Genomic DNA, 25,758 nt, shown 5'->3' with positions numbered 1-25,758 from the left:
CCGAGACGGGCCTCAGCACCGCGTGACGACACGCCCATAGGCGTCCACGACTTGCGCGCAGGAGGGCGCATAATAGGCGCCGGCCGCCCCCGCCGCGGCACCGACCGCGACCGCACGGCGTGTCGTTCGACGCGCGACGCCGGCATAGCTCATGGGCGTGAGCGGGCGGCCCACCCTCGCCTGCGCCTCCGACAAGAAGCTGCTCTCGCCGATGCCAGGTGAACCATTCCAGGACAGTCCGGCGGCAAAGGCGACCGTTGCGGCCGCGCCGATCAAGGTCTTTCGCAGCATGATCATTTCTTGGCTCCTGTCGGTGTGCCCGGGGGAAGTTCGTCGAATTCGGCCATCGCGACCGAGTTGATCTCGATCTTGGTGGCGCCTGCCGGCGGCTTGAACACGAAGGTATCCTCGGCAAACGCGTCGGTCTTCCAGTCCCTGGTCCGCAGCGTGTATTGCGGCGCGCCCGTCACCGTCTTGCTGGTGATCACGTATTTGCGCGGCACCGGCTTGGCGCCCGTCTCGATCCAGATCTGCCAGTCGGTCTCGGGCGTGCGAAATGCGAGGTGCTCGCATTCGACCCCGTCGACCACGCCCTGCCCGATGTGCTTGCCGTCGGTCGCCGTGCCCATCAGTTCCTCGAATGCGTTGGTGAGCAGCAGATCGGTGCCGGGCATGCCGAGCCCGGAATGGGCCTGCATCTCACCGATCATCTGGTCCACCGTGCCCGCCAGCTCGGCTTGCATGTAGGCTTTGGCGTCGTTGCCGTAGAGCGAGACGGTCTTGCCGTCATAGACCAGCTCGACATCCGCATAGCCGCCGGTGCGCCTGACGCGGAGCTTGTCGGGCCTGCCCAGTTTGATCTGCCCGGAACTCGCGAACTGGATCTTCTGAAGCTCCGGCGTGATGATCTCGATGTCGCTGTCGAACGAAGCAGACAGGGTTTTCTGGCTGGTCAGATAGTCCGTCATCGATTTCAGGATCTTGGCCGGATCATCGGCGTGCGCGGGCGAGATCGCCGCGAGCAGCAGAGCCGTGCCGATGCCAGATAATTTGGTACGAAGAATTGTTGTTGATCTCATCGCATATCCTCCTCGGATGAAGGACATTGAGATGCGTCGGTGATCGTCTTGCTTGACATGAGTCAATGCTTGCACACCTCCTCGCGCGAGTTCCTATCGCGCGGGACCAGCTCAGGGCGGCCGAAACGGCAGGCGAGGACGAATTTCGGCGAACACATCTCGTCCGTCTTCCTCTCGCGATTCAATGGCCGCCGCTCAGCACGAGCGTCTGAATCGGCAGCAACAGCGCCTGGATGCGGAGCAGCAGCGCATGGACGAGGCCGACGCCGTCGACCACGTGGAGCGCGATCTTCCGGCTGGTCGGGGTGCCCTTGGCCGAGATCTCCTCGTGGTTGCTGGTGTAGGCATTGACGATGCAGCTCGAACCGGGTGTGACGCCGTCGAGGCCGCCCTTGTACAGCGGCTCCAGAAACACCAGGATCGTGCCGGGGCGGACGGCATTCTGCGGATCGATGAGCTGCTCGCCGGAGCGAAACTGCCCGGCCGCGATATAATCCTGCACCGTCGTGATCACCATGGGAATGATCACCCAGGGCTTCGAGATGCAGGTCGCTTCCGCGACCATGCCCTGCTTCATGACCTGCGCCTCGATCTGGCCGAAACCGGCCTGCAGCGACTTGCGGCCTGCCCCCTCCGGAACGAGAACACCGGCGGGGCGCATCAGCTGGTTGACGACGTCGCCGGGGCGCACCAGGAACTGCTCGACGCGCCCGTCGACGCCGGCGCGTACGAGGGTCTTGTCGAGCTCGACCTGGGCCTGGTCGAGCGCGGCTTCGGCGCTGGCCTTTTGGGCCGGCAGCAGAACCGAGACCTGCAAGGATGCCGACTGCTTCGCGGCGGTCGCGGCGTCGATGCCGGACTGTCGCTGATCGACGAGCACCTGGAGCTTGTCGATGTCACGCTGCGGAACGATGCCGGGATTGCGGCGCTGGAGCTCGGTCTTGACCTCGAGCTCGTCCTTGGCCTGCTGGTAGTTGGCCCTGGCTTCGCCGAGCTGCGCCTCGGCCTTGACCACGTCGGCCTGCGCCGTCTGCATCGCGGCATCGACTTCTGCCACCTTCCGCCTGGCGGTCTCGACCGCAGCTTTCTGCTTCGAGCTGTCGAGCGTGAACAGCACGTCGCCCTTCTTCACGGGCGCACTGAAACCCACGTTGACGTCCGCGACCCGACCGGAGCCCTCGGGCAGGATGGGCACCGTGCGGAAATAAAGCGTTGCCGAAGACGTGGCTGGATGGAAGTAGAAGATCATGGTGATCAACGACACCGTCAGCATCAGGCAGGCGGTGATGCCCCAGCGCAGCTCGTACCAGACCGAGAAAAAGGTAATCTCCTTGCCGAGGCGCTTGCCCTGGACGTAGCGACGGTAAAGGTAGTCCGGCAGGATCGTGACGAGGGAGCAGATCAGCAGCTCAAGCATGACTGCGCTCCTTCTCCTTGGCGGGTCCCGGCTTGTCCGCGGGAGGCGGCGCGACGGCCGCCTCGGCCAGGACTTCCTCCGCATCGGAGGCCGGCGTCGCGTCGGCGATCTTCTCGACGGACCCTGCGATGCTGCGCAGCGGCGTGCCGAAATCCGGAAGATCGATCATCGCGAGGAGCAGTCCGGCGATCCAGAAGATGTGCATGTGCGTGAACAGCGAGATCAGGCCGAGCACGGCGACTAGCTCGAACTGCAGTTTATGCGTTTTGTGCGCCATCCGCTCGGGCAGGCTGTGCAGCTTCCAATAGAGCGTGCCGACCCAGAGCACGGTCCCGATCAGGAATACGCCCATCACCACCATCAGCGTGTCGGTCCCGCTTCCCGGTGCGAGATAGAACGGCAGATGATGCGGTGCCATCGGATGAAGCTGCTCGCTCAAACGTCTCTCCCGGTCAAATCGTGCATGGGCACTGTGTTCTGGCATGTTCGCATTTGTTTGATTTGAGTCAAGGAACCGCGGCCGAGCCAACCTAGCGTCTGCAGCATGCTGATCGCGCAATCACCAGGAGCCGCCCATGCCCGGCCTAGACGATCTCATTCCAAGCGCCGCCCAGATTCGCAAGGAAGCCGCCCTCAAGGAGGCCGAAAAGGCGGATGAGTATGTGCGCCTTGCCGCCGCGGCCGAGGCCGAGAAGCGTGCCTTGATCGAGCGCCTGAGCAAGCCCTCGGGCAAGACCGAGGAGGAGAAGATCAAGCTCGCCTCGACGATCATCCAGCGCGCGGTGCGTAACGGCCTCACTGAAGTGCTGGTCTATCGCTTCCCCAACTCGCTGTGCACGGACAAGGGCCGCGCCATCAATCAGATGGAGAAAGGCTGGGAGAACACCCTGACCGGAATCCCGAAGGAGATCTTCCAGCTCTGGACCGATTACCTGAAACCGCGCGGCTACCGCATCTCCTATCAGATCATCGATTTTCCCGGCGGCGTGCCCGGCGACATCGGTGTGACCATATCCTGGGACGACTAGGAACGAGCGGCATGCCCAAGGACGCAGCTGCGCAGCGGATGAAGCGGAAGGATTATGAGAAGGAGCTCGAGAAGCTCCAGGTCGAACTGTGTCACCTCCAGGACTATGTGCGGGCGAACAAGCTCCGGGTCATCATCCTGTTCGAGGGCCGGGATGCCGCCGGCAAGGGCGGCACCATCAAGGCGATCACCGAGAAGGTCAGCCCGCGCGTATTCCGCGTCGTCGCCCTGCCCGCGCCGTCCGACCGCGAGAAGACGCAATTGTTCTTCCAGCGCTACATGGAGCGGTTTCCGGCCGGCGGCGAGATCGTGATCTTCGACCGGAGCTGGTACAACCGCGCCGGCGTCGAATACGTGATGGGCTTCTGCACACCCGCCGAGCACGAGCGCTTCCTCAACCTGTGCCCGCAGATGGAGAAATACGTCATCGACGGCGGTATCATCCTGGTCAAGATCTGGCTCGAGGTCGGCATGGACGAGCAGGAACGCCGCTTCAAGGCCCGGATCGACGATCCCGTCCGGCAATGGAAGCTCAGTCCGATGGACCTGGAATCGTTCCGGCGGTGGTACGATTATTCGCGGGCGCGCGATCTCATGCTGAAAAAGACGAGCACGAAGGACGCACCCTGGTTCATTATCCGGTCCGACGACAAGCGAAAGGCGCGGCTGAACTGCATCGCCCATCTTCTCGGCGCCATCCACTACCAGCGCATCAAGAAGGACAAGATCAAGCTGCCGAAGCGCTCGGACAAGGGACGCTACAACGACCAGGCCAGCCTGAAGGGAATGAACTTCGTCGCCGAAAGATTTTGAACGCGAGCGGGCTGCGCTGACGCAGCCCGCCGCCTGCTCCGATCACTTCAGACGGATCGTGACCCCGCCGACCGCGGCCGACACTTCCGCGCCGACCCTGGGACCGCTGAGCTGAAGGATCACGCCATTGGCGTTCTGCAGCTGCACGGCGCCGGCACCGGCGGCGACCGCCCCACCCGCACCGCCCACCGCGTAGGAGCCTTCGATGGACGCCGGCCCCTTCAGATTGAGCGCGCGGCCGGTGAACTTCGTCGTTGATGCTCCGATGGTGAGGCCCACGCTCATGCCCGAAACCGTGAATGGATATTTCTTGCCCCGGTAGAGCAGAACCCCCTCTCCACCGCCGGCGCCGACGATGAAGCCGCCCTTGGTGAAGACGACCGCGACCTGACCGGTATCGGCACGCGCGGACGTGCCGGAGCCGGCAAAGGCGGCGAGCGAGGCGACCAGGACAGCGCCGAAGGTGAATTTTCTCATGATGCTTCTTCCCCTTATTGAGCCAATATCATTGCGAAGTAGCCGAAGATGGTGAGAAGGATGCCCGAAACGGCATAGCCGACCGGGAATCCGATCCAGGGCACGGAGCTCTGGATCTCGACCGCGGCCTCGCGGCACGGACCGGAATGCGAGCGCGCGCCGGCAACGCCGCCCATCAGCACCGCCGGATTGATCTTGAACACGTGGAACCCGATCGCCCAGACGATGAACGGCGGGATCGTGCACGCGATGAAGCCGACGATGAAGATCTTCAGCGCCACCGCGCCGGTGAGCTGGGCCAACAGGCCTGCGCCGGCATTGACGCCGACGATCGCGACGAACACGACGAGGCCGAGATCCTCGAGCACGTTACGTGCTGCATTTGGCGTGTTGCCGAAGAAGCGCAGGCGCGACACGACCGAGGACACGATCACACCGGACAGCAATAGGCCGCCGGCATTGCCGAGGCCGACCTTGGCACCGAAGGCCGGGAATTCGATCATGCCGATCAGGAAGCCGATGATCATGCCGACTGAGAGGGTCAGCAGGTCCGTCGAAGTGTTGGCGCGCGCGATGCGGCCCCACATCTCGCCGAGCTCGTTGACCGCCGACTTCAGGCCGACCACCGAGACGATGTCCATGCGCTCCAGCTTGGTCTTGAGACCGGCGGGGATCTGCACGCCGCCACGCTCGACCTTGGTCACCTGGAGCTGGCCGGCGATGGCCGTATCGCGGAAGGATTCGAACGTGCGCCCGACGACGTCCTTGTTGAAGACGACGATATCAGCCTGGTCCATGGGTATCCCGAGCGTCTTGGCATCGGCGACCTCGGGACCGATCAGGCCCATCTTCTCGGTGAGATGCTCGGTCGAGCCGCCCAGCGCGACGATATCGCCCTTTTGCAGCACGAGATCTGGATCAGCACCCTGTGGCTCGCCGTTCCTCCCGACATTGACGATCCGGTATTCCGGATTCACCGTACGGAATTTGGCAATGCTCATCCCCACGGTCGCGGGATTTTCCAGCCGGTAGGCGCGCAGACCGAACTGGCGATAGCCGGTCAGACCGCCACCTTCGAGATCCTTGACGCCGAACTCCTTCTCATACTGTTTCGCGGCGGCCTTGGCATCGACGCCCCACCAGCGCGGCAGATACTTGCAGATCAGGATGATGCCGACGGTGCCCCAGATGTAGGTGATGCCGTAGGACAGAGCGATCATGCCCGAGGCTTCCTCGGGCTTCATGCCCTCTGGCAGCTTCACGACACCTGACGTGACGGCCTGCTCGGCTGAACCGATCGCGGCCGACATGGTTTGCGATCCCGCCAGCATCCCACCGGCGGCACCGGGCGGCAGTTCAAAGAGCTTCGCCCCCAGCACGACCAGTGTCAGGCCTAGAATGCTCGACACCACGGCGAGGAACAGGAACTTGATGCCGTCGCCGCGCAGGCTGTTGACGAAGGACGGACCGACACGCAGGCCGACGCCGTACATGAAGAGATAGTAGAACAGGCTCTTGGCAAAGTTGTTCAGCTCCAGCTTCACGCCATAGCTGGATGCCCAGACCGAGATGCCCGCACCGACCACGATGGCACCGGCGACCATGCCGAGGCCATAACCCTTGATGCTGGCCCGGCCGATATAGACGGCGAGACCGACGACGAAGAACAGCAGCAGATACGGATACTGCCGCAGAAATTCGAAAAATGCCTGCATGTTCGTCCCCTCCCGGCCTATGATGCGGCCTTGAGCTTCGGCTGCGCGCTGGGCTTTGGCTTGCCGAGCTTGGCCAAGGCTTCCGTCCGTACGAGTTTCAGCCCTTCCTTGGCGTCGTAGCCATGGATCTCCTTCACATCGAGCTTGCGCATGAAGTCGATGGTCTCCTGGGTGATGACCTGGCCGGGCACCATGATCGGGAAGCCCGGCGGATACGGAATGACGAAATTGGCCGAGACGAGCTCCGGTCCGCCCTTCAGCCTCCGATCGATCTCGGGGTCGTTGAGGCGAATGTGCTCGCAGCCGGCAACGTCATAGGCCGCGTAGAAGCCGCTGCGGATGTCACCTTCGTTGGTCTTGGTGCCGGCATCGCCGCGGAAGCTCGGATGGAAATGTGAGAAGTTCGGCAGGTCGGGCACGTCCTTCATGAGGCTCGTCACCCGTGCCTCGAAGGTCTTCCGCGCATTGGCACCGCCCTGGGCGAGGCCGCGGTCGATCTCGCCCGCGATTTCGGCGAGAACACGGACCAGATGCGCGACGTCGCTGCGGGTGTTGTTGATGTTGGACTGGACCAGGACCGAGTTGCGCGAGGTCTTGTTGACCTGAATGTTGTACTCGTTGGCAAGGATGCCCTTGAACTGCGTGCCATCATACCCGGCCATGCCGCACACCAGCGTCATGCGGGTGGGATCGAGGCAGAACTCGTCCTCGTCGAGGCTCTTAAGTGTATTCGCCCAATTGACGCCGGGGGCGAGGAAGTCGGTGAAGCCGCTCTGGCGGTACTGCGCCGGCACCATGGCGTCGGCGCCAAGGATGCGGAAGTATTTCGAGATCAGCGGATTGTTGTTGACCGCCTGGCGGATCGCGAACGCGATCTCGATTGCATTGGCGACGAGGCCATAGCCTTCCAGCTCCATCTGCCGCCGCGAGATGTCGAGGCTCGCGATCAGCTGCTGGTTCGGACTAGTCGAGGCGTGGGTGAATACGGCCTCCTTGAACTGCTGCTCGACGGTGTGGAATTCGACGTCCTTGACCGAGAGCATCGAGCCCTGGCGGATCGCCGACATCGACTTGTGGGTCGAGTTGGTCTGGTAGACGCGCAGCCGGATCTGTCTGGGGTCCGGGATCAGCCGGGTCTTGAGCAGCACCTCGTCGGACGGGTTCTTGCCGAGCTCGGCCTGTTGCTTCTCATAGGCCTCAACCGACTTGGGATTGCGCATCCATGCCTCGATCTCGTTGGCGGCGCCAAGTCCGGTGCGGCGGCGCAGGAACGGCGAGAACCGCGCGAAGCCGAACCAGGCTTCGTCCCAGAGGAAGATCAGATCGGGCTTGATGGCGAGGCATTCCTCCATCACCCGCCTCGTATTGTAGATATGGCCGTCGAAGGTGCAGTTGGTCAGGTCGACCATCTTGACGCGGTCGAGCCGGCCGTCGGCCTTAGCGCCCAGCAGCGCCTGCTTGATGGTCTTCAGCGGCACCGCGCCATACATCGAATATTCCGTCATCGGGAAGGCTTCGACATAGAGCGGCTGCGCGCCGGCCAGCACCATGCCGTAGTGGTGCGACTTGTGGCAATTGCGGTCGACGATCGCGATGTCGCCGGGCGCGAGCAGCGCCTGCACCGCCATCTTGTTGGACGTCGAGGTGCCGTTGGTGACGAAGAACACGCGGTCGGCACCGAGCGCCCTCGCCGCCTTTTCCTGCGCCTTCTTGATGTTGCCGGTCGGCTCCAGCATGCTGTCGAGACCGCCGGTGGTGGCGCTGCTCTCGGCCAGGAACAGGTTCGGGCCGTAGAACTCACCCATGTCGCGGATCCAGTCGGACTTGAAGATCGACTTGCCGCGCGCGATCGGCAGTGCGTGGAACGTGCCGATCGGACGCTGGGCGTATTTCTTGAGATTGTCGAAGAACGGCGTGTCGTAGCGATCCTGGATGCCTTCGAGGATCGACAGGTGCAGCTCCAGCAGCTCCTCAACGGAATAGAAGATGCGGCGGACGACGTCCGCCTCGGGATTGCCGGCCAATTCCTCCACGTCCCGGTTCGAGATCATGTAAAGGTCGAGTTCGGGCCTGACGCGCTTGATGATCTGGGCGAGCCGCAGCGCCGAGGCGTCGGTCTCGTCGCTGAGACCGGCCCCGGCCATGATCGAGCGCAGCACGGGCGCATCGTGGCGCGAACGCAGGCCAAAGCCCTCGTTGATGATGACGGCTCCGATGTTCGAATTGAGCATCGTCGCACAGAAAGCGTCCTCCAGGCTGCCGACGATCACGGGTTCATAGATGAACGCATCGACCGGGCGACGCAGCTTGCGCCATTCGGCGGCCAGCGCCGGCCACTGGCTGGATGATACGCCGGTGACGATCAGGGTCTCGAAATAGGGCCGACGCGCGGCATGCGCGCCGAAGCTTGGCGGCACCAGCTCCGTCGCATCGCCATTGCCATCATCCTTGGCGTTCCAGTCGCCGGCATGCTGGCGGAAGGATCGCGTCGCCAGCGCCTGGGCAATTCTCGTCGCGAGGGCGAACGATGATCCACCATCACCGGCGGCCGCAGCTTCCCGCAGCGCCCCCATCAGTTGCATGCCGGGATAGCCGTGAAATTCTTCGGTGATCGAAAGATCGGCCAGCGCCGCATCATAGGCCGAACGATTGCCCACGCGTGCCCAGGTCTTGGCTGCCTCCACGAGCTCGCGCCAGTCGTCCGCCCGCGCGCCCGGGCCGGAAAAGAACTGGTCGATACGCTTCTGTGCGGGCTTGGCGTCTTTGGACATCTGTCTCTCCCGGTCCTTTATCGAAAGGTGATGCGGGATCGTGGGTGCGACGCGGCTCGCTCTATTGATCCAAGTCAACGGTCGCGTGCATTCTGCGCGCCGACGCCGTGCCGTTCGCAGCGCAACACGGCAACATCAGGCCGTTCGTTGTGCGATGCTCGCCTGATCATCGCCGAGCAGGCTGTCGAGCGACCGCAGCCACTGGCTGCTGTCGGTCTTGTCTGCGAGCCCTTCGGCGCGCAGGAGGTCGCGGAGCTGCGCATGAGCGCCGACGATGCAGAAGGTCACCTTGCGTGACGCAAGCTCGTCGGTGAGATCATGCAACATGCGCGCGCCGGCGAGGTCGATATACGGCGACGCCGAGAGGTCGCAGGCTACCAGCCGGACGCCGGGCGACCTCCTGAGCGCAGTCAGCACGGTTTCCAGGATCGTCTCGGCATTGATGTAGAGCAGCGAGGCTTCGGGCCGGAAAGCGATGATCCCGACCAGCGGCTCGATGCCCTCGTGCCTGGCGCTATCCGAATAACGGCCGCTGCCGGGCAGGCGGCCGAGGAACGCGACATTCGGCTGCGAGGCCCGCGCCAGCAGCAGGAAGATCGAGGCGATCGAGGCCAGCAGAACGCCCTGGAGGATGCCGAGCAACAAAACGGAGATCAGCGCGATCGCCGCCGCGTAGAAATCGATCCGGCTGACCCGCCACATTCGCAGCAGCGCTCGAACGTCGACCAGCCTGTAGACGGCGGCGATGACGATCGCCGCGAGCACCGCCTTGGGCAGGTTCGTGAGCAGCCCCGTGAAGAACAGCAGGCAGAGCCCGAGCGCCACCGAACAGATCATCAGCGCCAGCGGCGTCCGCGCACCGGCATTGTCGTTCACGGCCGATTGCGACAGGCCGCCCGCGACGGGATAGCCATGGCCGAAGGCGACCGCGAGGTTCGCCGCGCCCAAGCCCAGGAACTCCTGACGAACATCGAGCGGATAGCCGTGCTTGGCGGCGAAGCTGCGGGCCGCCGATACGCCCTCGATATAGGCCAGCAGCACGCAACCTGCCGCGAGCGGAAACAGATCATCGAACGCCAGGAGGCCAAACGTCGGGGTTGCCAGCGTAGGCAGTCCTTCTGGTATCTTCCCGGTGACGGGCACACCGAGACCTGGCAAGCCCAGGAGCGTTGCCAGGGCGATCGCGAGGGCAACCACGGTGATGCCGACGGGTTTTCGCGGCAAGAGCCGTTCGCCGAGCAGAAGCAACAGCAGCGCGACCGCGCCGACGCCCAGCACCAGCAGATCGATGTCGCCGAGCTGGCCGGATAGCTTGATGGCGCGATCGAAGAAGTTGTGGCCGCCGCCGGCGATGCCGAGCAGGCTCGGCAGTTGGCTCATGATGATGGTGAGCCCGGCCCCTGCCTTGAAGCCGACCAGGATGCTGTCGCTGACGAGGCGAACCAGCACGCTGAGCTTGAACAGCCAGGCGATGAAGCACAGCACGGCCACCGCAAAGGCCGTAAGGCTTGCGATCTGCGCGTAGCGGACCGCATCGCCTCCAGCGAGAGCACCGACGGTCCCGGCGATCATCAGAGAGATTGCCGAGGTCGGGCCAATCGCGAGCTGGCGCGACGCCCCAAACAATGCATAGCCGATGCCCCCGAGCATGTAGCCGTAGACGCCGATCTGCGGCGGTAGGCCGGCGAGCGCGGCATAGGCGAGCGAGACTGGAATAGCGTAGGCGGCGAGCGTGATGCCGGCACTCGCGTCGGAGGGCAGCCATTCGCGTCGATAGGTCCCGACCCATTCGGCCGGTGGAAAGAAACGTGTCCAGGTCGGAATGGACGGCCGGTTCATCGCCCGTCCTCCGGACGGGACGCTTCGCAGCGCAGCAGCACGGTCAACAGCACGACCACAGGCAGACCCAACGCGAGATCGGGGATGCTCTTGGTCGCAAAGGCTCCGGCGGCGGCACCGAAGCCGAACACGCCGCATAGTGCGAAGAAGATGCCCGAGCGGCGCAGCGTTCCTAGTGGCGCGCCCCCTGCTGCGACTGCGAAGACGTTCTCGATGGCCTGACGCATATTGCCAGTGATCATCACCGTGCTGCACACAGCGCCTTCGACCTTGACGAACATTGCAGCCTGCATCGCCGCCACGACGGAAATACCGAGCGTTCCGGCCAGATCGGGCAACCGATTATGTAGGATGCCAATCGCTATCAGGAGCAGGATCTCGATCAACGTGCTGATAGCGCTGGCCCGCTCGCCCGCTACGCGGCGCAGCCAGACTGCGATCACGATTCCGGTCGCAAAGGCCAGGATCGGCGGCACGAAGTGCAAGGCCTTCGCCCAGTCGCCGGTCATCGCATGGACCCAAAGGAAGATCAGATTGGCGGTCTGGGCATTGGCCAACACGCCGTGGATGATCCAGGTATAGGCGTCGATATAGCCGCCTGCGAAGGCGAGCAGCAGGACAATCCCGACCGTCTCGTCGCGGCGGAACGCGCCGGCTGCGACGTCCAAGGTACTCATGTCGGCAATACGGGCTGTCGTGAACATTCCATCGCGTCATAGGCGCCGCCACGTCGCCGCCAAGGCTTGATCTGGATCAAGCAACGTCCCGTCGGGGCCAAATCAAATCACGCCAAAGCGCCGGGGAATGCCATGGAAACCGTCAGGTGGATCATCACCACCGCACCGGAAATCTTCCTGCTGCTCGCCATTGCAATCGGCACCATGCTGGGCCGCATCAGGATCCGTGGCTTCTCGATCGGAACCACCGCCTGCATCCTGATCGTCGCGGTGCTGATCGGGCAGCTCGGGAGTTTCTCGTTCCCGCCCATCCTCAGGGCGATCCTGTTCAGCCTGTTCGTGTTCACGATCGGCTACCGGTCGGGACCGGAGTTCTTCGCTTCCTTGAGCGTGCGGACGCTGGCTCAGGTCGTGCTGGCGCTGGTGATCGGAGCCACGGGGCTAGTCATTGTGCTCATCTTCGCCCGTGTCTTCACATTGGATACGGGGACGGCCGCGGGACTGACGGCGGGGGCGCTGACGCAATCCTCGGTGATCGGCACCGCATCCGGCGCGCTGGCGCAGCTCGGTCTGCCGAGCGACGTGCTGAAGCAACAGGAAGCCAACATCGCGGCGGGCTATGCGGTGACCTACGTGCTCGGCTACATCCTGACGCTGCTGTTCGTACCGTTCGCGGCGCCGCGGCTGATGCAGATCGATCTGAAAGTGGAGGCAAAAAAGCTCGAGGCGGAGCTCGCCGGCGGTGCGCCGGCGAAGACGGAAAACCTGTCCTATCGCAAATTCCAGGCCCGCGCCTATCGCGTGTCGGCCGGCGCCGGCCGCACCATCGGTGCCATCGAGGCGGAGATCGGCAGCCGCACGGTCGTGGAGCGGATCGTGCGCCGCGGGACCGACATCAAGCCGCAGCAGGACACCGTGCTCGAGGCCGGCGACGACATCGTGATTGCCGGTCCGACCGCCGCGATCGCCGCGGCCCAGCCGATCCTCGGGGCCGAGATCGACGCCGGAGAGCTGCTGGGCAACCTGCCGGGCAATGTGATCGAGGTGCTCGTCGAGAACCGCCAGCTGCACGGCCGCTCACTTCGCGAGATCGTCGACCGGCTCGGAGACAATGCACGCGGCGTTTTCCTGCGTGCGCTCACGCGCATGGGCCGGGAAGTGCCCCTCAGTCCCGACACGCGGGTCTATCTCGGCGACGTCATGACGCTGGTCGGGAGCACCAGCAATATCGCGCGGGCAACAACGCAAGTGGGATATGCCCTGAGTACCAGCGATCGGACCGACATCGCCTATCTTGCCGCCGGCATTGCAGTGGGTCTTCTCGCCGGCCTTGCCAGCTTCAAGGTCGGCACTGTCGCATTGACGCTGGGTGGTGGCGGCGGTGCGCTGATCGCCGGGCTTGTCTGCGGCTGGTTGCGGACGCGCCGGCCCGGCATCGGCGCAATGCCGCCGGCCGCGCAGCAGACCCTGAGCGACATCGGCCTTGGCGGCTTCATCGCGGCGATCGGGCTCGGCAACGGCCTTGCCGCCTGGTCGGCGATCCAGGCCCACGGTCTGTTGCTGGTCGGGATGGGCATCGTGGTCACGCTGGTCCCGATGACGGTCGGAACGCTGGTTGCCTATTATCTGCTGCGCATGAACCCCGTCGTGACCTGCGGCGCGCTCGCCGGCGCCATGACGGTCGATGCGGCCGTCACCGGCGCCTGCGATGTTGCCGAGAGTCAGACGCCGGTACTCGGCGTCGCCGTCCCCTACGCGGTCGGCAATGTCGTCCTCACGGTGCTTGGCCCGATCGTCGTGGCCGCAACCTACGCCGGTTGAAGGAGGCTGGGATGCGACGCCGGCTTACCTTGCTTCATTCTCTCGCGATCACCTTCCTCGCCCTTTTCGTGGCCGCATCGCCCGCGCGCGGCGGGGACGAGGTTCGCATCCAGGAGGAAATCTGGGCCCTGCCCCTGCCGCTGCCGATGTTCGCCTATCTGGTGCGCCCGGCCGGCGACGGTCCGTTTCCGCTCGTCATCATGAATCACGGGGTCTCGCTCGACGCGACCCAGCGCAGCCTGTTCCCGCTGGTCGAATTTCGCGACGCCGCCAAATGGTTCGCGAGGCGCGGCTATCTCGTGGTGGCGCCGGTCGGCAGCGGCTACGGCGCGCAGGCGATCGACATTCCCGAACGCGGGCTGTTCGGCCCGTTCTTCTCGAAAATCGGAAAGTGCACCAATCCCAATTTCCGCGATGCGGGCCTCGCGATCGCCCAGGTCGATCTCTGGATCATCGACTACCTCACAGCGGAGAAGCGGATCATCCCGAAGGACGTGATCGTGGTGGGCCAGTCCGCCGGCGGCTGGGGCGCGATCGCCCTATCGAGCGTGAACCCGCCGCCAGTGAAGGCCATCATTGTCTTTGCCGGGGGCCGCGGCGGGCGCGTCGACGACAAGCCGAACAACAATTGCGCGCCCGACCGCCTGGTCGAGGCCACCGCCGATTTCGGCCGCACATCGCGCGTGCCGATGCTGTGGATCTACATCGGAAACGACACGTTTTTCGGTCCCGAGCTGTCAAAGCGCATGCACGCGGCTTTCATCGCCGCCGGCGGCCGGGCCGAATATCACCTGATGCCGCCGTTCGGCGACGAGGGACATTTCTTTATCGGTTCGCCGGACGCGGTTCCGCTCTGGTCGCCCTTGGTCGCCAGGTTCCTCGATGCGCAGAACTGAATCCGGATCCCGGAGTTGCCGCCATGGCCCGTCCTCTTGATCGTCTCCTGATGGTTGCGGCCGTCGGCACCGCCACGGTCGCGATTGTCGCTCCGCTCAAGGCGGAGCAACCTGAGAAGCCTCCCGAGGTCGCAACACGCGGCCAACGCGAAGCCAACGACATCATCTATGGCAGCTGGCAGAAATTGTGCTTCAAGGCCGGCGGGGCGCCTACCCTCTGCCGAACCTCGATCACCGGCCGATTCCCGACCGGGCAGACGGCCGTGCGCATCGATCTGATCGAGCGGGAGGACGCGGCTACAGCCCGCCTGCAACTTTTCGTACCGGTCGGGATGTACCTGCAACAATCGCCGAAACTGGCCGTCGACCATGGCGCCGCGTTCCGCATTCCCTACACCTGGTGTCTCACCAATCTATGCGTCGCGGCTGACGTCGTGGCGCCAAACATCATCGACGAGATGGAAAACGGACAGACGCTTCTGCTCGAGCTCGTCGACTCGAATCTTCTTGTTGTGACGACCTTGGTTCCGCTCGCGCAATTTGCTTCCGCCCACAAGGGCGCGCCGACCAGGACGCTCGAGCAATATGTCGACGAATGACGGCCGGCGTGGAGCTACAAGACGCGGGCGCGCTCGACGGACTCGATCAAGGACTGCCCCGCAAACGGCTTGATCAGATAGGCGATGCAGCCTGAGGCGATCGCCGCGGCGCGGTTTGCCGGACTGTCATTGCCGGTGACATAGATCACCGGCGCCGCGATGCCCTTCTCGGCCAGGCTTCGCCGCACCTCGATGCCGGACTTTGCACCCAGATCGATGTCGAGGATGATGCAGATCGCGGTGTGGAACCTGTCATGATCGAGCAAGGCGTGAGCAGTGTCGAACAGTGTCGTGGCGAAGCCGTGTCCCCGCAGAAGCCTGTCCATGCTGGTACGCATGGATAGATCGTCATCAACGACAAAGACTGACTCGCGCACGGGCAAGGCGATGCGGCCTCCCTAAAGACGACGTTGGGATACTGGATACGTTCGCTCCGCTTTTTGACGCGGTATATGTGCATGTTGCACACAGCTTGTCGCACACTGTCACACGCCTCGGCATTGTCCTTTGGGACAGGCACATCAGGGGAACCTCGCGCCGTGCCGAAGCCGTCAGCGTTCGTCCGGATCGAGCATTCCGAGACGCTCTGCGATCGAAACGAGCTCCGCCAGTGAGCGAACCTGCATCTTCTCCATCACTTGATGGCGGTGTGCCTTCACGGTGCGCTCGGTGGTGCCCAGCTCATGGGCGATCTGCTTGTTGATCTGGCCGCGCACGATCAGGTCAAACACCTGTCGCTCGCGCTGAGTCAGCGTGGCCAGATGACCGCGAAACGCATCCAGCCTGCTGGCCTGGGCGCGCGCCGTCCGCTGACTGGCCAGCGCCCGCTCGATCGCATCGAGCAGCTGCTCGGAGGATATAGGTTTGGTCAGGAAGTCTTCCGCACCGGCCTTGATCGCGCGTACGGTCGTCGGCGTGTCGGCATGACCGGTGAGGAAGATGATGGGCAGCATCGATCCGGCGGCAGCCAACCGCGCCTGCAGGTCGGGACCGCTCAGGCCCGGAATCCGCACGTCGAGCAGGATGCACCCCGCCTTCCCGTCATCCGGAGCCGAGTCCAGGAGCTCCAGCGCCGAGGCGTAGGTCGCGACCTCGTATCCCGCGAGCTTCAGCCGGCGCTCGATCGCGGTCCGAAACGACTCGTCATCGTCAACAACGTGAACAAGGCCTGGCAACTCTACCTCTCGCCGAGTTTATGAGGACGCTGGACGTCCTTCTCGTTCTTTCAAGCCGATCTTCACGTTTGAAGCCCAAAATATCTGCTTTGCAATATGTCGCATCTGCCAGGTGGCAAGGGCTTCTCATCCAGCGCACCAATCGCCAACGGTGTCCTTTGGTACAATGAACCTTGGGACAATGGATAAGAATACTTCCTTGGCCGAAAATCAACTTCGGCGGGAGTGGGATTGCGCGGCGCATTTCCGGCAAAATATTTCGTCTGACAGACCAATTCGGCGGAAAGTCTGAGGAGTTGGCCTATGTTCGTTCGCATCACAACGGATTCCACGCTTCGCCCGAATACCCTCCGCGACCTCGGCATGGCAAGTCATTCAAATGCCCTGGTCAATTTAAGCGAATTTTCCTACCGAAAAGGCTCCGAGATCTACGGCGAGAAGGAGCCGGCCGAATATGTCTACCAGGTCAAGTCCGGCGCGGTGCGAAGCTACAAGCTGCTGTCGGACGGCCGCAGGCAGATCGGCGCATTTCACTTGGTTGGCGACATTTTCGGGCTCGAAAATGGCAACGAGCATCGGTTCACGACGGAAGCCATCGTCGACACCACGGTACGGCTGATCAAACGGCAGAGCTTGGAAACCGTAGCCGAGAGTGATGCCATCGTGGCCAGAAACCTGCTCAGCATGACCACGAACAACCTCCAGCATGCTGAAGACCACATGCTGCTTCTCGGCCGCAAGACCTCCCTGGAGCGCGTCGCCGCGTTCCTGCTTGAGATGGACAAACGCCTGACCGCTGCCGGGGTCATGGCGCTTCCGATGTCGCGACGCGATATTGCCGACTATCTCGGCCTGACGCTGGAGACCGTCTCGCGGGCTTTGTCGCGGCTCCATGAGCTCGGCGTGCTCGGCTTCATCGGCAACACCCAACGCCAGATCGTGCTGCTGGACCGGCACCAGCTCGCGAGCCTCGATCTGCAACCCTGAACCGGGGTTCACGAAGGGCCGCGATCGACCGTGGCGACGGCATCACGCGCGTGGCATGTCCGCGCCGGGTTTTTCCGTGAGCCCGAGATGTTCGAGGGTCCTGAGCAAGACTTCGAACAGGATGGCGGCGGACCAGCCGAACAGAAGAACACCGTTCATCGCGGTCAACGGGCCGATCAGCCGCCATTCGGGCACCGGCGTGATGTCGCCGTAGCCGAGCGTGGTGTAGTTGACGAACGCAAAGTAGAGCAGGTCCGCGTCGTCGGCGGCGTGGACGATATGATAGGTCGCAGCCCACATTAGAATTTCGAGCATGTGGGCGATCTTCAACACGACCGCGATCGCGATCATGACGCTCATGAGGTGCAATCTCGGCCGCCTGGTATGGCGCGGGACGGCGCTGCGGGCGATGGTCACGGCGACCACCGTCACGAGCGCGTGGATTCCGATATTGATCACGCTGACGAGCGTGCCGACAAGAAACTGGAGCATCATCGGTGTGAACCCAACCTCGTTTCAACCTGGGTCAACCGTGCCTCGATGGTTTCCTTTGCGACGACGGTCGCCTGATCCACCGGCGCTGACGCCGCACGGTCGATCCCCATCCATGCGGTCGCGAGCTCCCAGGCCACCGACAGGATGATCGGCCCAATGAACAGGCCGATGATTCCATGTGCGAGCGTACCGCCGATGACCCCGATCAGGATGACGAGCGTCGGCGTCGTCAGTCCGCGCCCCATCAGGAGCGGCTTCAGCACGTTGTCGAGCAGACCGACGACGACCAGATAGACCGTCAACAGCAGCGCGACGGTCAGGTCCTTGTCCATCCATATCCAGACCAGCACGGGGAGAAGGACGAGGGCAGCGCCGATCTGGACGATGGATAGCAAGAGCACGACGATCGCGAGCAGTCCCGCGCTCGGTATCTCTGCGAGCTTGAAGCCGATGCCCGCCAGCAAGGCCTGAAGGATCGCAACGCCAATGATGCCCTGCGCGACGGCGCGTATGGTGGCGCCTGCGAGCTCGAGAAAGTGCTCGCTCTGGCCGGGCACGACGCGCAAAAGGAAGCCGCGGAGCGCGGCGACGAGCTGCGCGCCGTGCGGAAGCAGAAAACCAGCGACGATCACCGACAGCAGGAATTGGAGCATTCCAATTCCGGTGTCACCGGCGAACGACAGCATCATGCCGGCGAGCGGTTTCAAGTACGGAGCCACCTCGCGCAAGGCCGCACGGATGTTCGTGTAGGCCTCGTTCCAGATTGCATAGAGCTGAGGACCTATCAACGGCCAGCTCCTGATCTGCTCCGGTGCGGCCTGGACCGCGAGATCGCCACTGCCGATCTGGCCCGCAAGATCCCGGATCCCCTCGACTGCACTGAGGCCGAGCCAGGCGGCGGGACCGATGACGATGCCCAGCGTGATCAGGGTGAGAATGGCTGAGGCTGTCCGGGGCCGGCCACCGAGGCGTTGGGCCAGCCAGGCAAAGGCGGGATGAAATGCCACCGCCAACACGGCGCTCCAGCTCAGGATCGGCACGAATGGCCGGATCACGAGGAAGGTCCAGAAGATCAGCAGCCCGAGCAGCGCGAGCCGAACCAAGAACTGGACAGCGTCCTCCGCGGACAGAAGCTGGCGAAGCGTTTTCAAAGGGCGTTGCCTTCAGGCCGACAGACCGCTGCTGGAAAGCTAGCGGAGCGGCCCACGGCAGGGGCTTGATCCAGATCAATCTAGGCGTTCAGTCGCCTTGCGCGGTCGGCGACAGGCGCGCAGCCAATTGCATCTCAGCGCAGATCGCGCGGTTCAGCGCCCGTCAGTGAGAATGCCCCGGTGCTGGACCTAAGCAATCGGACACGTCTACCGACCGAGTGGCCGTCCGAGCTCAGGAGTCGTGCTCACGTTGCTTGTGATGAGACCTTTCTTGATCTCCACCTGCACACATCGCGCACACCCGCCTTCTAACTAATTGAAAGACTTGAGCTCTCGCTCCAATCCATCATGGGGCCACGGAAAAGCGATGAGACAACATATGGATCGTATAGACTTTCGAGCCCTCGACGGGAGTAGCGGATTTCATGATCGTGCCGGGCCCGATGGCACGCTCTGCGAGCAATTGGCGCGGGGAAGGCCGGCGCCAGACCAGACGGCAAGCGGTTCGCGGCAGCACGGCGCTGCGCCGCGCTCGAACGCGTACACGTCGAGCGCGACCAGTCCACTGCCAGCGAGTAACGCGCGAAGAGCATGCTCACGTGGGACGCCGGAAGATTTGCCTTGATCTCCCGGTGCACATGTCGTGGACACGCCACCCTCTAACCAAGATGAGAAACCTAAAACCAAGATGAGAAACCTAAACTCTCGCCCCGATCCATCACGGGCCAATTTGGCCTGACAAGCTCCCGCGAGAAACAAATGCCGATACGGCCTTCCTATAACTGCACGCCGCGCGTCAAGGCACCGTCGACGACGAGGTTCGTGCCGGTGATGAAGCTCGCCGCGCGGCTTGCGAGAAACACCACAGCGTTAGCCATTTCCTGCGGTGTTCCCATTCGGCCCGTCGGATTGAGCGCCAGCGCGGTCTTGTAGAGCTCTGGATTGTTGTCCTTGATCATGTTCCAAACCCCGCCCTCGAAATAGGTATTGCCGGGCGAAACCGAATTGGCGCGGATGCCCTTCCCCGCGAGCTGATTGGCGAGCCCTTGCGTGTAGTGAATGATCGCCGCCTTGAAGGTGCCGTAGGGGCCGGCCGCGAAATCGACCTCACGCCCGGAGACGCTCGATATCGTGACGATCGCGCCGGCCGCGCTTTTCTCCAGGTACGGCATGGCCGCATTCACCAGCCGGACTGTGCCCATCATGTCGGTCGAGAATTCCTTTTGCCAACTTTCATCGTCCTGTCCGATCGCCAGCGCGCTGACATTGGCGACGACGACATCGATGCCACCGAGCTTTGACGCCATATCGCCGACCCAGGTCTTTAGAACCGCTGCGTCGGCGACATCGACCGCACCGCCAAAGGCGGCGACGCCCTTGGCCTTGAGTGCGGCGACCGTGCTTTCGACCTCGGTCAGGTTGCGGGAACACACACCGATATCGGCGCCCTCGGCAGCAAATGTCTCGGCGATCGCGCGTCCGATTCCCTTGGTGCTTCCCGTGACGAGAACCTTGGCGCCCCTGAGTCCCAGATCCATGGTCGGCTTCCTTTTCTTGGTTCAGTAGTTGTTCGCTGCCATCTTGACCAATCCGCGATAGCTGTGCGGCATGCGCATCGACACCAGATCCTTCCGCCGCACGACATTGGTCGGATAGACGCTGTCGAGATTGGTGGTGTCGACCAGCGCGGTTGCAAGCCCCGTGCCGCCGGTCGCGATCGCCTCCTGCCGCGGGAAGGCAAACGTGTCAGGGCCAAACACGCCGCTGATCCCGGGATAGCCGCGCTCGGGATCGACGACATTGGCGAAGGCCACATACAGATTGTTCTCGCCGGCGCGAACGCGGAAATGATGCCAGTGGAGCGGATCCGGGCCGGTCGGTATCGGCATCGGCTGCTCGACCTCCGTGCCGGCATGCGACGAACTGAAAGGTCCCTTGATGGCGGCAGGACAGGCGATGAGATCGCAGCCGCGCAGCGCCAGCACCCGGCCCGCCTCCGGAAACGACGCGTCGTGACCGATCAACAGCCCGATGCGGCCGATCGGTGTGTCGACGACGGTCCAGCCTTCTCCGGCCGTCGCCCAGCTTCGCTCGTCGGCGGTGAGATGCGTCTTGCGATAGACTGAGATGTCCCCATCCGGCGTGACGAGGCAAGCGCTGTTGTAGAGCGCGTCCCCGGCGCGCTCCGCAAGGCCGCAGACGAGATAGAGACCCAGCTCCTCGGCAAGCTCCTCGAGGCGATCGGTCACCGGCCCAGGTATCGGCTGCGCCGATGCCGTGGGATCACCGAGACCGGTCACTGCAAGCTCCGGGAATACGACGAGATCCGCGCCTTCCGCGCGGGCCTTGCGCGCAAGTGCTGCGATCTCCGTGAGGTTCAGCCCGACCTCATCGCGAGGTGCAAATTGCGCGACACTGACCTGCGACGTCCTTCCGGCCGGCCATGGCTCGTGGCCGTAAAGACCGAAGAAATCGCGCGGATTCCAGCTGAAGGTGTCGGTCAAGAGCTCCGGATAGAGTTCCGGCCGGCGCTGCGCGAAGACGGCTTCCCCAAGCACGCGGCGGGCGCGTGCGGCGTCGAGATCGATCTCCGACAGCAGCACGCCGTCGCCCTTGTCGCGCACGGCGATCACCTCTCCGTCCGGCGCGATCACGCAGCTCCCGCCGCTGAACTGCACGGTGCGTTCCAGCCCCCACCGGTTGCTCTCGATAACGTAGCAGCCGTTCTCGAAGGCGCGGCTGATCCAGTATGGTGCCGGCGTCCGCTCCGCCAGCCAGTTCGAGATGTGGCAGATGACGTCGGCACCGCCGAGCGCCATCAGCCGCGCGGTCTCCACGAAGTGGATGTCCATGCAGATCAGCAGCGCGATGCGGCCGATCGGGGTCTCGAACACCTGGTTGTGCAGGTCGCCCGCCGCGGCCCATTTCGGCTCGGAAATATAAGGATGAGTCTTGCGGTGACGGCCGACGATGCCGTCAGGCCCGATCAGGACGGCAGTGTTGAAATAGATGTTGTCCTCGTCGACCTCGGGCATGCCGACGACGATGTAGCAGTCATGCTTGCGCGCGAGCGCCGCGAAGCGACTCGTGGTCGGTCCCGGGATGGTCTCGACGAACGGCGCGACCTCGGCGCGGTTGAACCAGCAATAGCCTGTCGTTCCCATCTCCGGCGTCACGATCAGCTTAGCGCCGGCGGCCGCCGCCTGCTCGCAGAGCTCGAGCAGGCGCGCGATGTTGCGCGCCTTTTCGAACATGGTCGGCTCGAACTGGACGGCGGCGACTTTGTGAATGGTGGACATTCCGATCGGCCTCAGGCGAGATAGGACTTCTTGATGGAAGCACCTAACGTGTATTTGGGATCGACCATATTGCCGAGCCTGACACGGCCGGCCTGGGTCAGCAGCATATAGGCGTCGATCTCGTCGAAACCGTAGTCAGCCGCCATCCAGCGGCAGAGCTCGCGATAGGCGATGCGGGCTGCATCTTCCATCGGGCGTGCCGAGCCGATCGTCATGATGAAGTCCTTGGTCTCGAGCCGCGGCCAGGCGATGGTCCAGTTCTTGATGAGGTCGACCTGGACCGTGGTCACGGTCGGATGCTCGATGGCGACGCCGCAGAGCTCGCCATCGCCCTGCGCAGCATGGCAATCTCCGAGATAGAGCAGCGCGCCCTTGGTGTTGACGGGCAGGTAGATGATGGCGCCGACGCCGACGTCGGGCAGATCCATGTTGCCGCCATAATAATCCGGGACCAACGAAGATATCGCCTCGATCTCTGGCGAGGTACCGATGGTGCCGATGAAGGGTTCATAGGGCAACGTGATCTTGTCGTTCCACTTGGTGCCGGTCTTGGCGTCGATCTCGAGCTTCTTGACGCGCTCGGGCAGCGCCGGATTGAGCAGCGCCGTGTTGCCCGTACTGACCAGGCCGCCGAATTCCGGCATGATCACCGTGGTGCCACGCGGCTGCGGCCCGCGCGGCACGATGCTTTCGATATAGACCGCAAGCGTATCGCCCTTCTCGGCGCCATTGACGTGGATCGGCCCGTTCTGCGGATTGAGGAACGGAAAGTTGAGAATCTTCGACGGGCTGTCGGTCTCCTTCTTGATGGCGCCCTCGAACGCATCATGGGTCTCTGCGGATACGACGGCGCCCGGATCGACGGTCAGCACCGGCTTCACATAGGGGCCGTAGACATAGTGGTACTTGCCCTGCTCGCTTTCCGTGATCGTGTAGCCGGTGCCGCGCTCGCCCTTGGCGACGCCCTTGCGGGCCATGATGGAGTCTTTCTGCCAGGACATTTGCTTTTCTCCTTCTGTCGTTGGCTAGTCTTCACACCGCGAGATGGCGACGCATCTCGGCCGCATCGTCGAGGGCCGCACGATCGAGGTTCGCGACGATGCGTCCCTTGTCCATGACGTAGCAGCGCTGCGCCATGGCGCGGATCATGTCGAGGTTCTGCTCGACCAGGATGATGGTCACGCCGGTCCTGCGATTGAGCTCGACCATGTTACGTGCGATGTCCTGGACGATGTTGGGCTGGATGCCCTCCGAGGGCTCGTCGAGCAGGATGAGGTTGGGATCGGCGATCAGGACCCGTCCGATCGCGAGCTGCTGCTGCTGGCCGCCGGACATGGTGCCGGCGCGCTGATGCCAGCGCTCTTCGAGGATCGGAAAGGCCTCGACGATCTTGCGCCGGCCGGCTTCCGGAATGCCGCCGCCCTTGATCGCGGCGCCGACGGCGACGTTCTCACCGACGGTCAGCCGCGGAAACACATCGCGCCCTTGCGGCACATAGCCCATGCCGAGGCGCGCCCGCTTGTGCGCGGGAAGAAGCTCCACCGCCTCGCCGCGATAGACGATCGAGCCGCTCATCGCCGGCACGAGCCCGATAAGGCTCTTCATCAGCGTGGACTTGCCCACGCCGTTGCGACCGATGACGGCGACGATCTCCCCTTCCCGCACCTCGATCTCGAGGCCCTGGAGCACCGGCTTGCCGCCATAGCCGGCACGCAGGCCCAGCGTTGCGAGGATGACTTCTTTGCGCGGCACGTCAAGCATGAGCCTGCCCCAGGTAGATCGCTGCTACGCGCTCGTCGGCCACGATCTCGTCGATCGAGCCCTGCGCGAAGACCTGGCCGAGATGCAGCACGGTGACGCGGTGCGCGACCTGCCGGACGAACGCCATGTCGTGCTCGATCGCCAGTACGGTCATGCCGTCGGCATTGAGCCGCTGCACCATCTCGCCGGTCACGTGGGTTTCCTCGGGCGACATGCCGGCGGTGGGCTCGTCCAGCAGAAGAAGGCGCGGCTTCAGGCTGACCGCCATGCCGATCTCGAGCCATTGTTTCTGGCCATGGCTGAGATTGCCGGCGATCTGCGCCTGCTCCGATTGCAGCCCGAGGAAGCTCAGCAGCCGGCCGATCTCCGCTTCGAGCTCAGCGCCGCGATGCCGGCTCTGCAGGGCGATCTCGAGGTTCTGGCGGACCGACAGGCCCTTGAAGACACCGGGCACCTGGAACTTGACCGAGAGGCCGCGATGGATCCGCGCGAAGGATTTCAGCGCCGTGATGTTCTCTCCGGCGAAGAGAATGTCGCCGCTGCCGGGATGATGCTCGCCCAGGATCAAGCGGAACAGCGTGCTCTTCCCGGCGCCGTTCGGGCCGATCAGGCAATGGATCTCGCCGACCTGGAGCGCGAGATCGACGGAGTTGGTGACGTGCAGGCCGCCGAAATGCTTGTTCAGCTTGCGCAGCTCGAGCAGCGACATCAGCCGGCCCTCTGCGTGAAACGGGCGGCGATGCGGCCGAGCCAGTTCATCAGCCCGAGCACGAGACCGTTCGGGGCGATCAGGACCGTGAGCACCAGCAGCACACCCATGAAGACCAGCGCGTACTGGCTGCCGTAGATCGTGAGCGCCTGGAACGCGGCGAGCACCACCAGCGTGCCGATCACGGTCGACGTCAGATCGCTGCGGCCGCCGACCGCAACCCAGATCAGCGGCAATGCCGCGGCGGTCATGCCCATGCTCGACGGCGTGATATACTGCCCCCACACGGTGTAGAGCACGCCGGAGAGCCCTGCGAGCGCGGCGCCAATGACGAAGGTGATGAGCTGGTATTTGCGGATGTCGTAACCCAGCATCTCGGCCCTCTCCGGGTTCTCGCGGATCGCGACGATGACGTTGCCGAACGACGAGTTCATCAGGATGCGCAAGGCCAGATAGACAAACACCAGCAGGCCGAGCACGAGGTAATAGAGCCCGACGTCGGCGAACAGCACGATCGGCTCGCCCGGCCAGGGAATGGTCAGAGGCGGCATCGCACTCATGCCGTTGAATCCGTTGAGCCGCGCGGCTCCAATTCGCCATTCCGGTCCCGCGGTCTGCGCCATGAAGCGCTCCAGCATCAGGGTGACGGCGAGCGTGACGATGCCGAGAAAGACGCCGGCGATACGGCCGAAGAACATGAAATAGCCGAGCAGGACCGCGAACAGCGCGGCGATCGCCACCGCGATCACCAGGGCCAGCAGCGTGAAGCCGTAGGCCGAGCCGAAATTGATGGTGAGGATGCCGTAGCCATAGCCCGCGATCCCGAAAAAGGCGGTCTGGCCGAAGGAGAGCGAGCCGCCATAGCCCCAGATCAGGCACAGGCTGAGCGCTATGAACACCCAGACGAAGAAGTAGACGGTGTTGCCGACGGTGTAGCCGTCGCTGAACAGCGGATAAGCGAGCGCGGCGCCGAGCACGAGTGCGAACAGGCCCCAGAAGGCCGGACCACGACCTGCGGTCTGCGGCCCTTCGAGACGGCGGAACATTGCG

General features: G+C 63.8%; 25 protein-coding genes. 6 read left to right on the top strand and 19 right to left on the bottom strand.

The features are described 5' to 3' along the window. Nucleotides 1-12 precede the first annotated feature (12 nt). The 4 genes from P0R31_RS10030 to P0R31_RS10015 all read right to left on the bottom strand — a co-directional run bounded on the left by P0R31_RS10030 (nucleotide 13) and on the right by P0R31_RS10015 (nucleotide 2,914). Nucleotides 13-297 (bottom strand): hypothetical protein, encoded by a 285-nt coding sequence (locus P0R31_RS10030; protein ID WP_275502014.1) that lies wholly within the window; start codon nucleotides 295-297, stop codon nucleotides 13-15. Then, nucleotides 294-1,079, bottom strand: coding sequence for a DUF2092 domain-containing protein (locus tag P0R31_RS10025; protein WP_275513935.1), 786 nt, complete (start codon nucleotides 1,077-1,079; stop codon nucleotides 294-296). Before P0R31_RS10025 ends, P0R31_RS10030 begins: the two co-directional genes overlap by 4 nt. Nucleotides 1,080-1,260: 181 nt before the next feature. Then, the gene (locus P0R31_RS10020; RefSeq protein ID WP_275513934.1) at nucleotides 1,261-2,496 is read right to left on the bottom strand and encodes an HlyD family secretion protein; all 1,236 of its coding nucleotides are present in this window, start codon (nucleotides 2,494-2,496) and stop codon (nucleotides 1,261-1,263) included. Continuing rightward, nucleotides 2,489-2,914 carry a hypothetical protein gene (locus tag P0R31_RS10015; RefSeq protein ID WP_275514064.1) on the bottom strand — a complete coding sequence of 142 codons (426 nt, stop codon included), beginning with the start codon at nucleotides 2,912-2,914 and terminating at the stop codon, nucleotides 2,489-2,491. The genes P0R31_RS10020 and P0R31_RS10015 overlap by 8 nt, the downstream gene beginning before the upstream one ends. 157 nt (nucleotides 2,915-3,071) lie before the next feature. Here P0R31_RS10015 and P0R31_RS10010 point away from each other — a divergent pair, with 157 nt between their 5' ends. Together P0R31_RS10010 and ppk2 are read left to right on the top strand one after the other, a co-directional pair. Next, nucleotides 3,072-3,524 (top strand): hypothetical protein, encoded by a 453-nt coding sequence (locus P0R31_RS10010; RefSeq protein ID WP_128261714.1) that lies wholly within the window; start codon nucleotides 3,072-3,074, stop codon nucleotides 3,522-3,524. Nucleotides 3,525-3,535: 11 nt separating this feature from the next. After that, complete coding sequence (ppk2, locus tag P0R31_RS10005; protein ID WP_275513933.1) at nucleotides 3,536-4,336, top strand: polyphosphate kinase 2; 801 nt, start codon at nucleotides 3,536-3,538, stop codon at nucleotides 4,334-4,336. 42 nt (nucleotides 4,337-4,378) lie between these two features. Here ppk2 and P0R31_RS10000 read toward each other — a convergent pair whose 3' ends face one another. The 5 genes from P0R31_RS10000 to P0R31_RS09980 form a co-directional block, all read right to left on the bottom strand. Further along, nucleotides 4,379-4,813: a hypothetical protein gene (locus P0R31_RS10000; RefSeq protein WP_275513932.1), complete on the bottom strand. Its 435-nt coding sequence runs from the start codon at nucleotides 4,811-4,813 to the stop codon at nucleotides 4,379-4,381. 14 nt (nucleotides 4,814-4,827) lie between these two features. Further along, the gene (locus tag P0R31_RS09995) at nucleotides 4,828-6,528 is read right to left on the bottom strand and encodes an aspartate:alanine exchanger family transporter (protein ID WP_157284327.1); all 1,701 of its coding nucleotides are present in this window, start codon (nucleotides 6,526-6,528) and stop codon (nucleotides 4,828-4,830) included. A gap of 17 nt (nucleotides 6,529-6,545) precedes the next feature. Further along, nucleotides 6,546-9,299: a decarboxylase gene (locus P0R31_RS09990; RefSeq protein ID WP_275513931.1), complete on the bottom strand. Its 2,754-nt coding sequence runs from the start codon at nucleotides 9,297-9,299 to the stop codon at nucleotides 6,546-6,548. 135 nt (nucleotides 9,300-9,434) lie between these two features. Beyond that, on the bottom strand, nucleotides 9,435-11,138 hold the full coding sequence (locus P0R31_RS09985; protein WP_275513930.1) for a SulP family inorganic anion transporter: 1,704 nt from the start codon (nucleotides 11,136-11,138) through the stop codon (nucleotides 9,435-9,437). Then, nucleotides 11,135-11,815 (bottom strand): YoaK family protein, encoded by a 681-nt coding sequence (locus P0R31_RS09980; protein ID WP_275514063.1) that lies wholly within the window; start codon nucleotides 11,813-11,815, stop codon nucleotides 11,135-11,137. Before P0R31_RS09980 ends, P0R31_RS09985 begins: the two co-directional genes overlap by 4 nt. 132 nt (nucleotides 11,816-11,947) lie before the next feature. Here P0R31_RS09980 and P0R31_RS09975 point away from each other — a divergent pair, with 132 nt between their 5' ends. The 3 genes from P0R31_RS09975 to P0R31_RS09965 are packed head-to-tail and all read left to right on the top strand — an operon-like array spanning nucleotide 11,948 to nucleotide 15,131. After that, nucleotides 11,948-13,636: an aspartate:alanine exchanger family transporter gene (locus P0R31_RS09975; protein ID WP_275513929.1), complete on the top strand. Its 1,689-nt coding sequence runs from the start codon at nucleotides 11,948-11,950 to the stop codon at nucleotides 13,634-13,636. Between the two features lie 11 nt (nucleotides 13,637-13,647). Continuing rightward, nucleotides 13,648-14,532, top strand: coding sequence for an alpha/beta hydrolase family protein (locus P0R31_RS09970; protein ID WP_275513928.1), 885 nt, complete (start codon nucleotides 13,648-13,650; stop codon nucleotides 14,530-14,532). A gap of 50 nt (nucleotides 14,533-14,582) precedes the next feature. After that, a complete protein-coding gene (locus P0R31_RS09965) occupies nucleotides 14,583-15,131 on the top strand; it encodes an invasion associated locus B family protein (protein WP_275513927.1) in 549 nt (182 codons plus the stop codon). Nucleotides 15,132-15,145: 14 nt separating this feature from the next. Here the strand turns inward: P0R31_RS09965 and P0R31_RS09960 are convergent, their stop codons facing one another. Both P0R31_RS09960 and P0R31_RS09955 read right to left on the bottom strand, forming a co-directional pair. Beyond that, nucleotides 15,146-15,508 (bottom strand): response regulator, encoded by a 363-nt coding sequence (locus P0R31_RS09960; protein ID WP_343299307.1) that lies wholly within the window; start codon nucleotides 15,506-15,508, stop codon nucleotides 15,146-15,148. A gap of 174 nt (nucleotides 15,509-15,682) precedes the next feature. Next, complete coding sequence (locus P0R31_RS09955) at nucleotides 15,683-16,306, bottom strand: response regulator transcription factor (RefSeq protein WP_275513925.1); 624 nt, start codon at nucleotides 16,304-16,306, stop codon at nucleotides 15,683-15,685. 303 nt (nucleotides 16,307-16,609) lie between these two features. On the opposite strand from P0R31_RS09955, the gene P0R31_RS09950 reads away from it, so the two are divergent. Further along, nucleotides 16,610-17,293, top strand: coding sequence for a helix-turn-helix domain-containing protein (locus tag P0R31_RS09950; RefSeq protein WP_275513924.1), 684 nt, complete (start codon nucleotides 16,610-16,612; stop codon nucleotides 17,291-17,293). 42 nt (nucleotides 17,294-17,335) lie between these two features. On the opposite strand, the gene P0R31_RS09945 is transcribed toward P0R31_RS09950, so the two are convergent. From P0R31_RS09945 to P0R31_RS09910, 8 genes are all read right to left on the bottom strand, one after another. Further along, the gene (locus P0R31_RS09945; RefSeq protein ID WP_275513923.1) at nucleotides 17,336-17,788 is read right to left on the bottom strand and encodes a potassium channel family protein; all 453 of its coding nucleotides are present in this window, start codon (nucleotides 17,786-17,788) and stop codon (nucleotides 17,336-17,338) included. Further along, the gene (locus P0R31_RS09940; protein ID WP_275513922.1) at nucleotides 17,785-18,939 is read right to left on the bottom strand and encodes an AI-2E family transporter; all 1,155 of its coding nucleotides are present in this window, start codon (nucleotides 18,937-18,939) and stop codon (nucleotides 17,785-17,787) included. Before P0R31_RS09940 ends, P0R31_RS09945 begins: the two co-directional genes overlap by 4 nt. 776 nt (nucleotides 18,940-19,715) lie before the next feature. Further along, nucleotides 19,716-20,477: an SDR family NAD(P)-dependent oxidoreductase gene (locus P0R31_RS09935; protein WP_275513921.1), complete on the bottom strand. Its 762-nt coding sequence runs from the start codon at nucleotides 20,475-20,477 to the stop codon at nucleotides 19,716-19,718. Between the two features lie 21 nt (nucleotides 20,478-20,498). Further along, nucleotides 20,499-22,238: a nitrilase-related carbon-nitrogen hydrolase gene (locus P0R31_RS09930; RefSeq protein WP_275513920.1), complete on the bottom strand. Its 1,740-nt coding sequence runs from the start codon at nucleotides 22,236-22,238 to the stop codon at nucleotides 20,499-20,501. Nucleotides 22,239-22,249: 11 nt separating this feature from the next. Continuing rightward, nucleotides 22,250-23,239, bottom strand: a complete 990-nt coding sequence (locus P0R31_RS09925) for an acetamidase/formamidase family protein (protein WP_275513919.1) — start codon at nucleotides 23,237-23,239, stop codon at nucleotides 22,250-22,252. A gap of 31 nt (nucleotides 23,240-23,270) precedes the next feature. Then, on the bottom strand, nucleotides 23,271-23,999 hold the full coding sequence (locus P0R31_RS09920) for an ABC transporter ATP-binding protein (RefSeq protein ID WP_275513918.1): 729 nt from the start codon (nucleotides 23,997-23,999) through the stop codon (nucleotides 23,271-23,273). After that, nucleotides 23,992-24,708: an ABC transporter ATP-binding protein gene (locus P0R31_RS09915; protein ID WP_275513917.1), complete on the bottom strand. Its 717-nt coding sequence runs from the start codon at nucleotides 24,706-24,708 to the stop codon at nucleotides 23,992-23,994. Before P0R31_RS09915 ends, P0R31_RS09920 begins: the two co-directional genes overlap by 8 nt. Continuing rightward, a complete protein-coding gene (locus P0R31_RS09910) occupies nucleotides 24,708-25,754 on the bottom strand; it encodes a branched-chain amino acid ABC transporter permease (RefSeq protein ID WP_430516821.1) in 1,047 nt (348 codons plus the stop codon). Before P0R31_RS09910 ends, P0R31_RS09915 begins: the two co-directional genes overlap by 1 nt. Between the last annotated feature and the right edge of the window lie 4 nt (nucleotides 25,755-25,758).

The sequence above is a fragment of the Bradyrhizobium yuanmingense genome, from assembly GCF_029167105.1.
Taxonomy (GTDB): Bacteria; Pseudomonadota; Alphaproteobacteria; order Rhizobiales; family Xanthobacteraceae; genus Bradyrhizobium; species Bradyrhizobium yuanmingense_A.
Note: the sequence above shows the minus strand (reverse complement) of the source record. Positions and strands in the feature narration are given on the sequence as shown.

Excerpts from the sequence above, each read along its gene's own strand:
- P0R31_RS10030 (WP_275502014.1), bottom strand. The coding sequence starts at position 297 with ATGATCATGCTGCGAAAGACCTTGATCGGCGCGGCCGCAACGGTCGCC.
- P0R31_RS10025 (WP_275513935.1), bottom strand. The coding sequence starts at position 1,079 with ATGAGATCAACAACAATTCTTCGTACCAAATTATCTGGCATCGGCACG.
- P0R31_RS10020 (WP_275513934.1), bottom strand. The coding sequence starts at position 2,496 with ATGCTTGAGCTGCTGATCTGCTCCCTCGTCACGATCCTGCCGGACTAC.
- P0R31_RS10015 (WP_275514064.1), bottom strand. The coding sequence starts at position 2,914 with ATGGCACCGCATCATCTGCCGTTCTATCTCGCACCGGGAAGCGGGACC.
- P0R31_RS10010 (WP_128261714.1), top strand. The coding sequence starts at position 3,072 with ATGCCCGGCCTAGACGATCTCATTCCAAGCGCCGCCCAGATTCGCAAG.
- ppk2 (WP_275513933.1), top strand. The coding sequence starts at position 3,536 with ATGCCCAAGGACGCAGCTGCGCAGCGGATGAAGCGGAAGGATTATGAG.
- P0R31_RS10000 (WP_275513932.1), bottom strand. The coding sequence starts at position 4,813 with ATGAGAAAATTCACCTTCGGCGCTGTCCTGGTCGCCTCGCTCGCCGCC.
- P0R31_RS09995 (WP_157284327.1), bottom strand. The coding sequence starts at position 6,528 with ATGCAGGCATTTTTCGAATTTCTGCGGCAGTATCCGTATCTGCTGCTG.
- P0R31_RS09990 (WP_275513931.1), bottom strand. The coding sequence starts at position 9,299 with ATGTCCAAAGACGCCAAGCCCGCACAGAAGCGTATCGACCAGTTCTTT.
- P0R31_RS09985 (WP_275513930.1), bottom strand. The coding sequence starts at position 11,138 with ATGAACCGGCCGTCCATTCCGACCTGGACACGTTTCTTTCCACCGGCC.
- P0R31_RS09980 (WP_275514063.1), bottom strand. The coding sequence starts at position 11,815 with ATGAGTACCTTGGACGTCGCAGCCGGCGCGTTCCGCCGCGACGAGACG.
- P0R31_RS09975 (WP_275513929.1), top strand. The coding sequence starts at position 11,948 with ATGGAAACCGTCAGGTGGATCATCACCACCGCACCGGAAATCTTCCTG.
- P0R31_RS09970 (WP_275513928.1), top strand. The coding sequence starts at position 13,648 with ATGCGACGCCGGCTTACCTTGCTTCATTCTCTCGCGATCACCTTCCTC.
- P0R31_RS09965 (WP_275513927.1), top strand. The coding sequence starts at position 14,583 with ATGGTTGCGGCCGTCGGCACCGCCACGGTCGCGATTGTCGCTCCGCTC.
- P0R31_RS09950 (WP_275513924.1), top strand. The coding sequence starts at position 16,610 with ATGTTCGTTCGCATCACAACGGATTCCACGCTTCGCCCGAATACCCTC.
- P0R31_RS09945 (WP_275513923.1), bottom strand. The coding sequence starts at position 17,788 with ATGATGCTCCAGTTTCTTGTCGGCACGCTCGTCAGCGTGATCAATATC.
- P0R31_RS09935 (WP_275513921.1), bottom strand. The coding sequence starts at position 20,477 with ATGGATCTGGGACTCAGGGGCGCCAAGGTTCTCGTCACGGGAAGCACC.
- P0R31_RS09930 (WP_275513920.1), bottom strand. The coding sequence starts at position 22,238 with ATGTCCACCATTCACAAAGTCGCCGCCGTCCAGTTCGAGCCGACCATG.
- P0R31_RS09925 (WP_275513919.1), bottom strand. The coding sequence starts at position 23,239 with ATGTCCTGGCAGAAAGACTCCATCATGGCCCGCAAGGGCGTCGCCAAG.
- P0R31_RS09920 (WP_275513918.1), bottom strand. The coding sequence starts at position 23,999 with ATGCTTGACGTGCCGCGCAAAGAAGTCATCCTCGCAACGCTGGGCCTG.
- P0R31_RS09915 (WP_275513917.1), bottom strand. The coding sequence starts at position 24,708 with ATGTCGCTGCTCGAGCTGCGCAAGCTGAACAAGCATTTCGGCGGCCTG.
- P0R31_RS09910 (WP_430516821.1), bottom strand. The coding sequence starts at position 25,754 with ATGTTCCGCCGTCTCGAAGGGCCGCAGACCGCAGGTCGTGGTCCGGCC.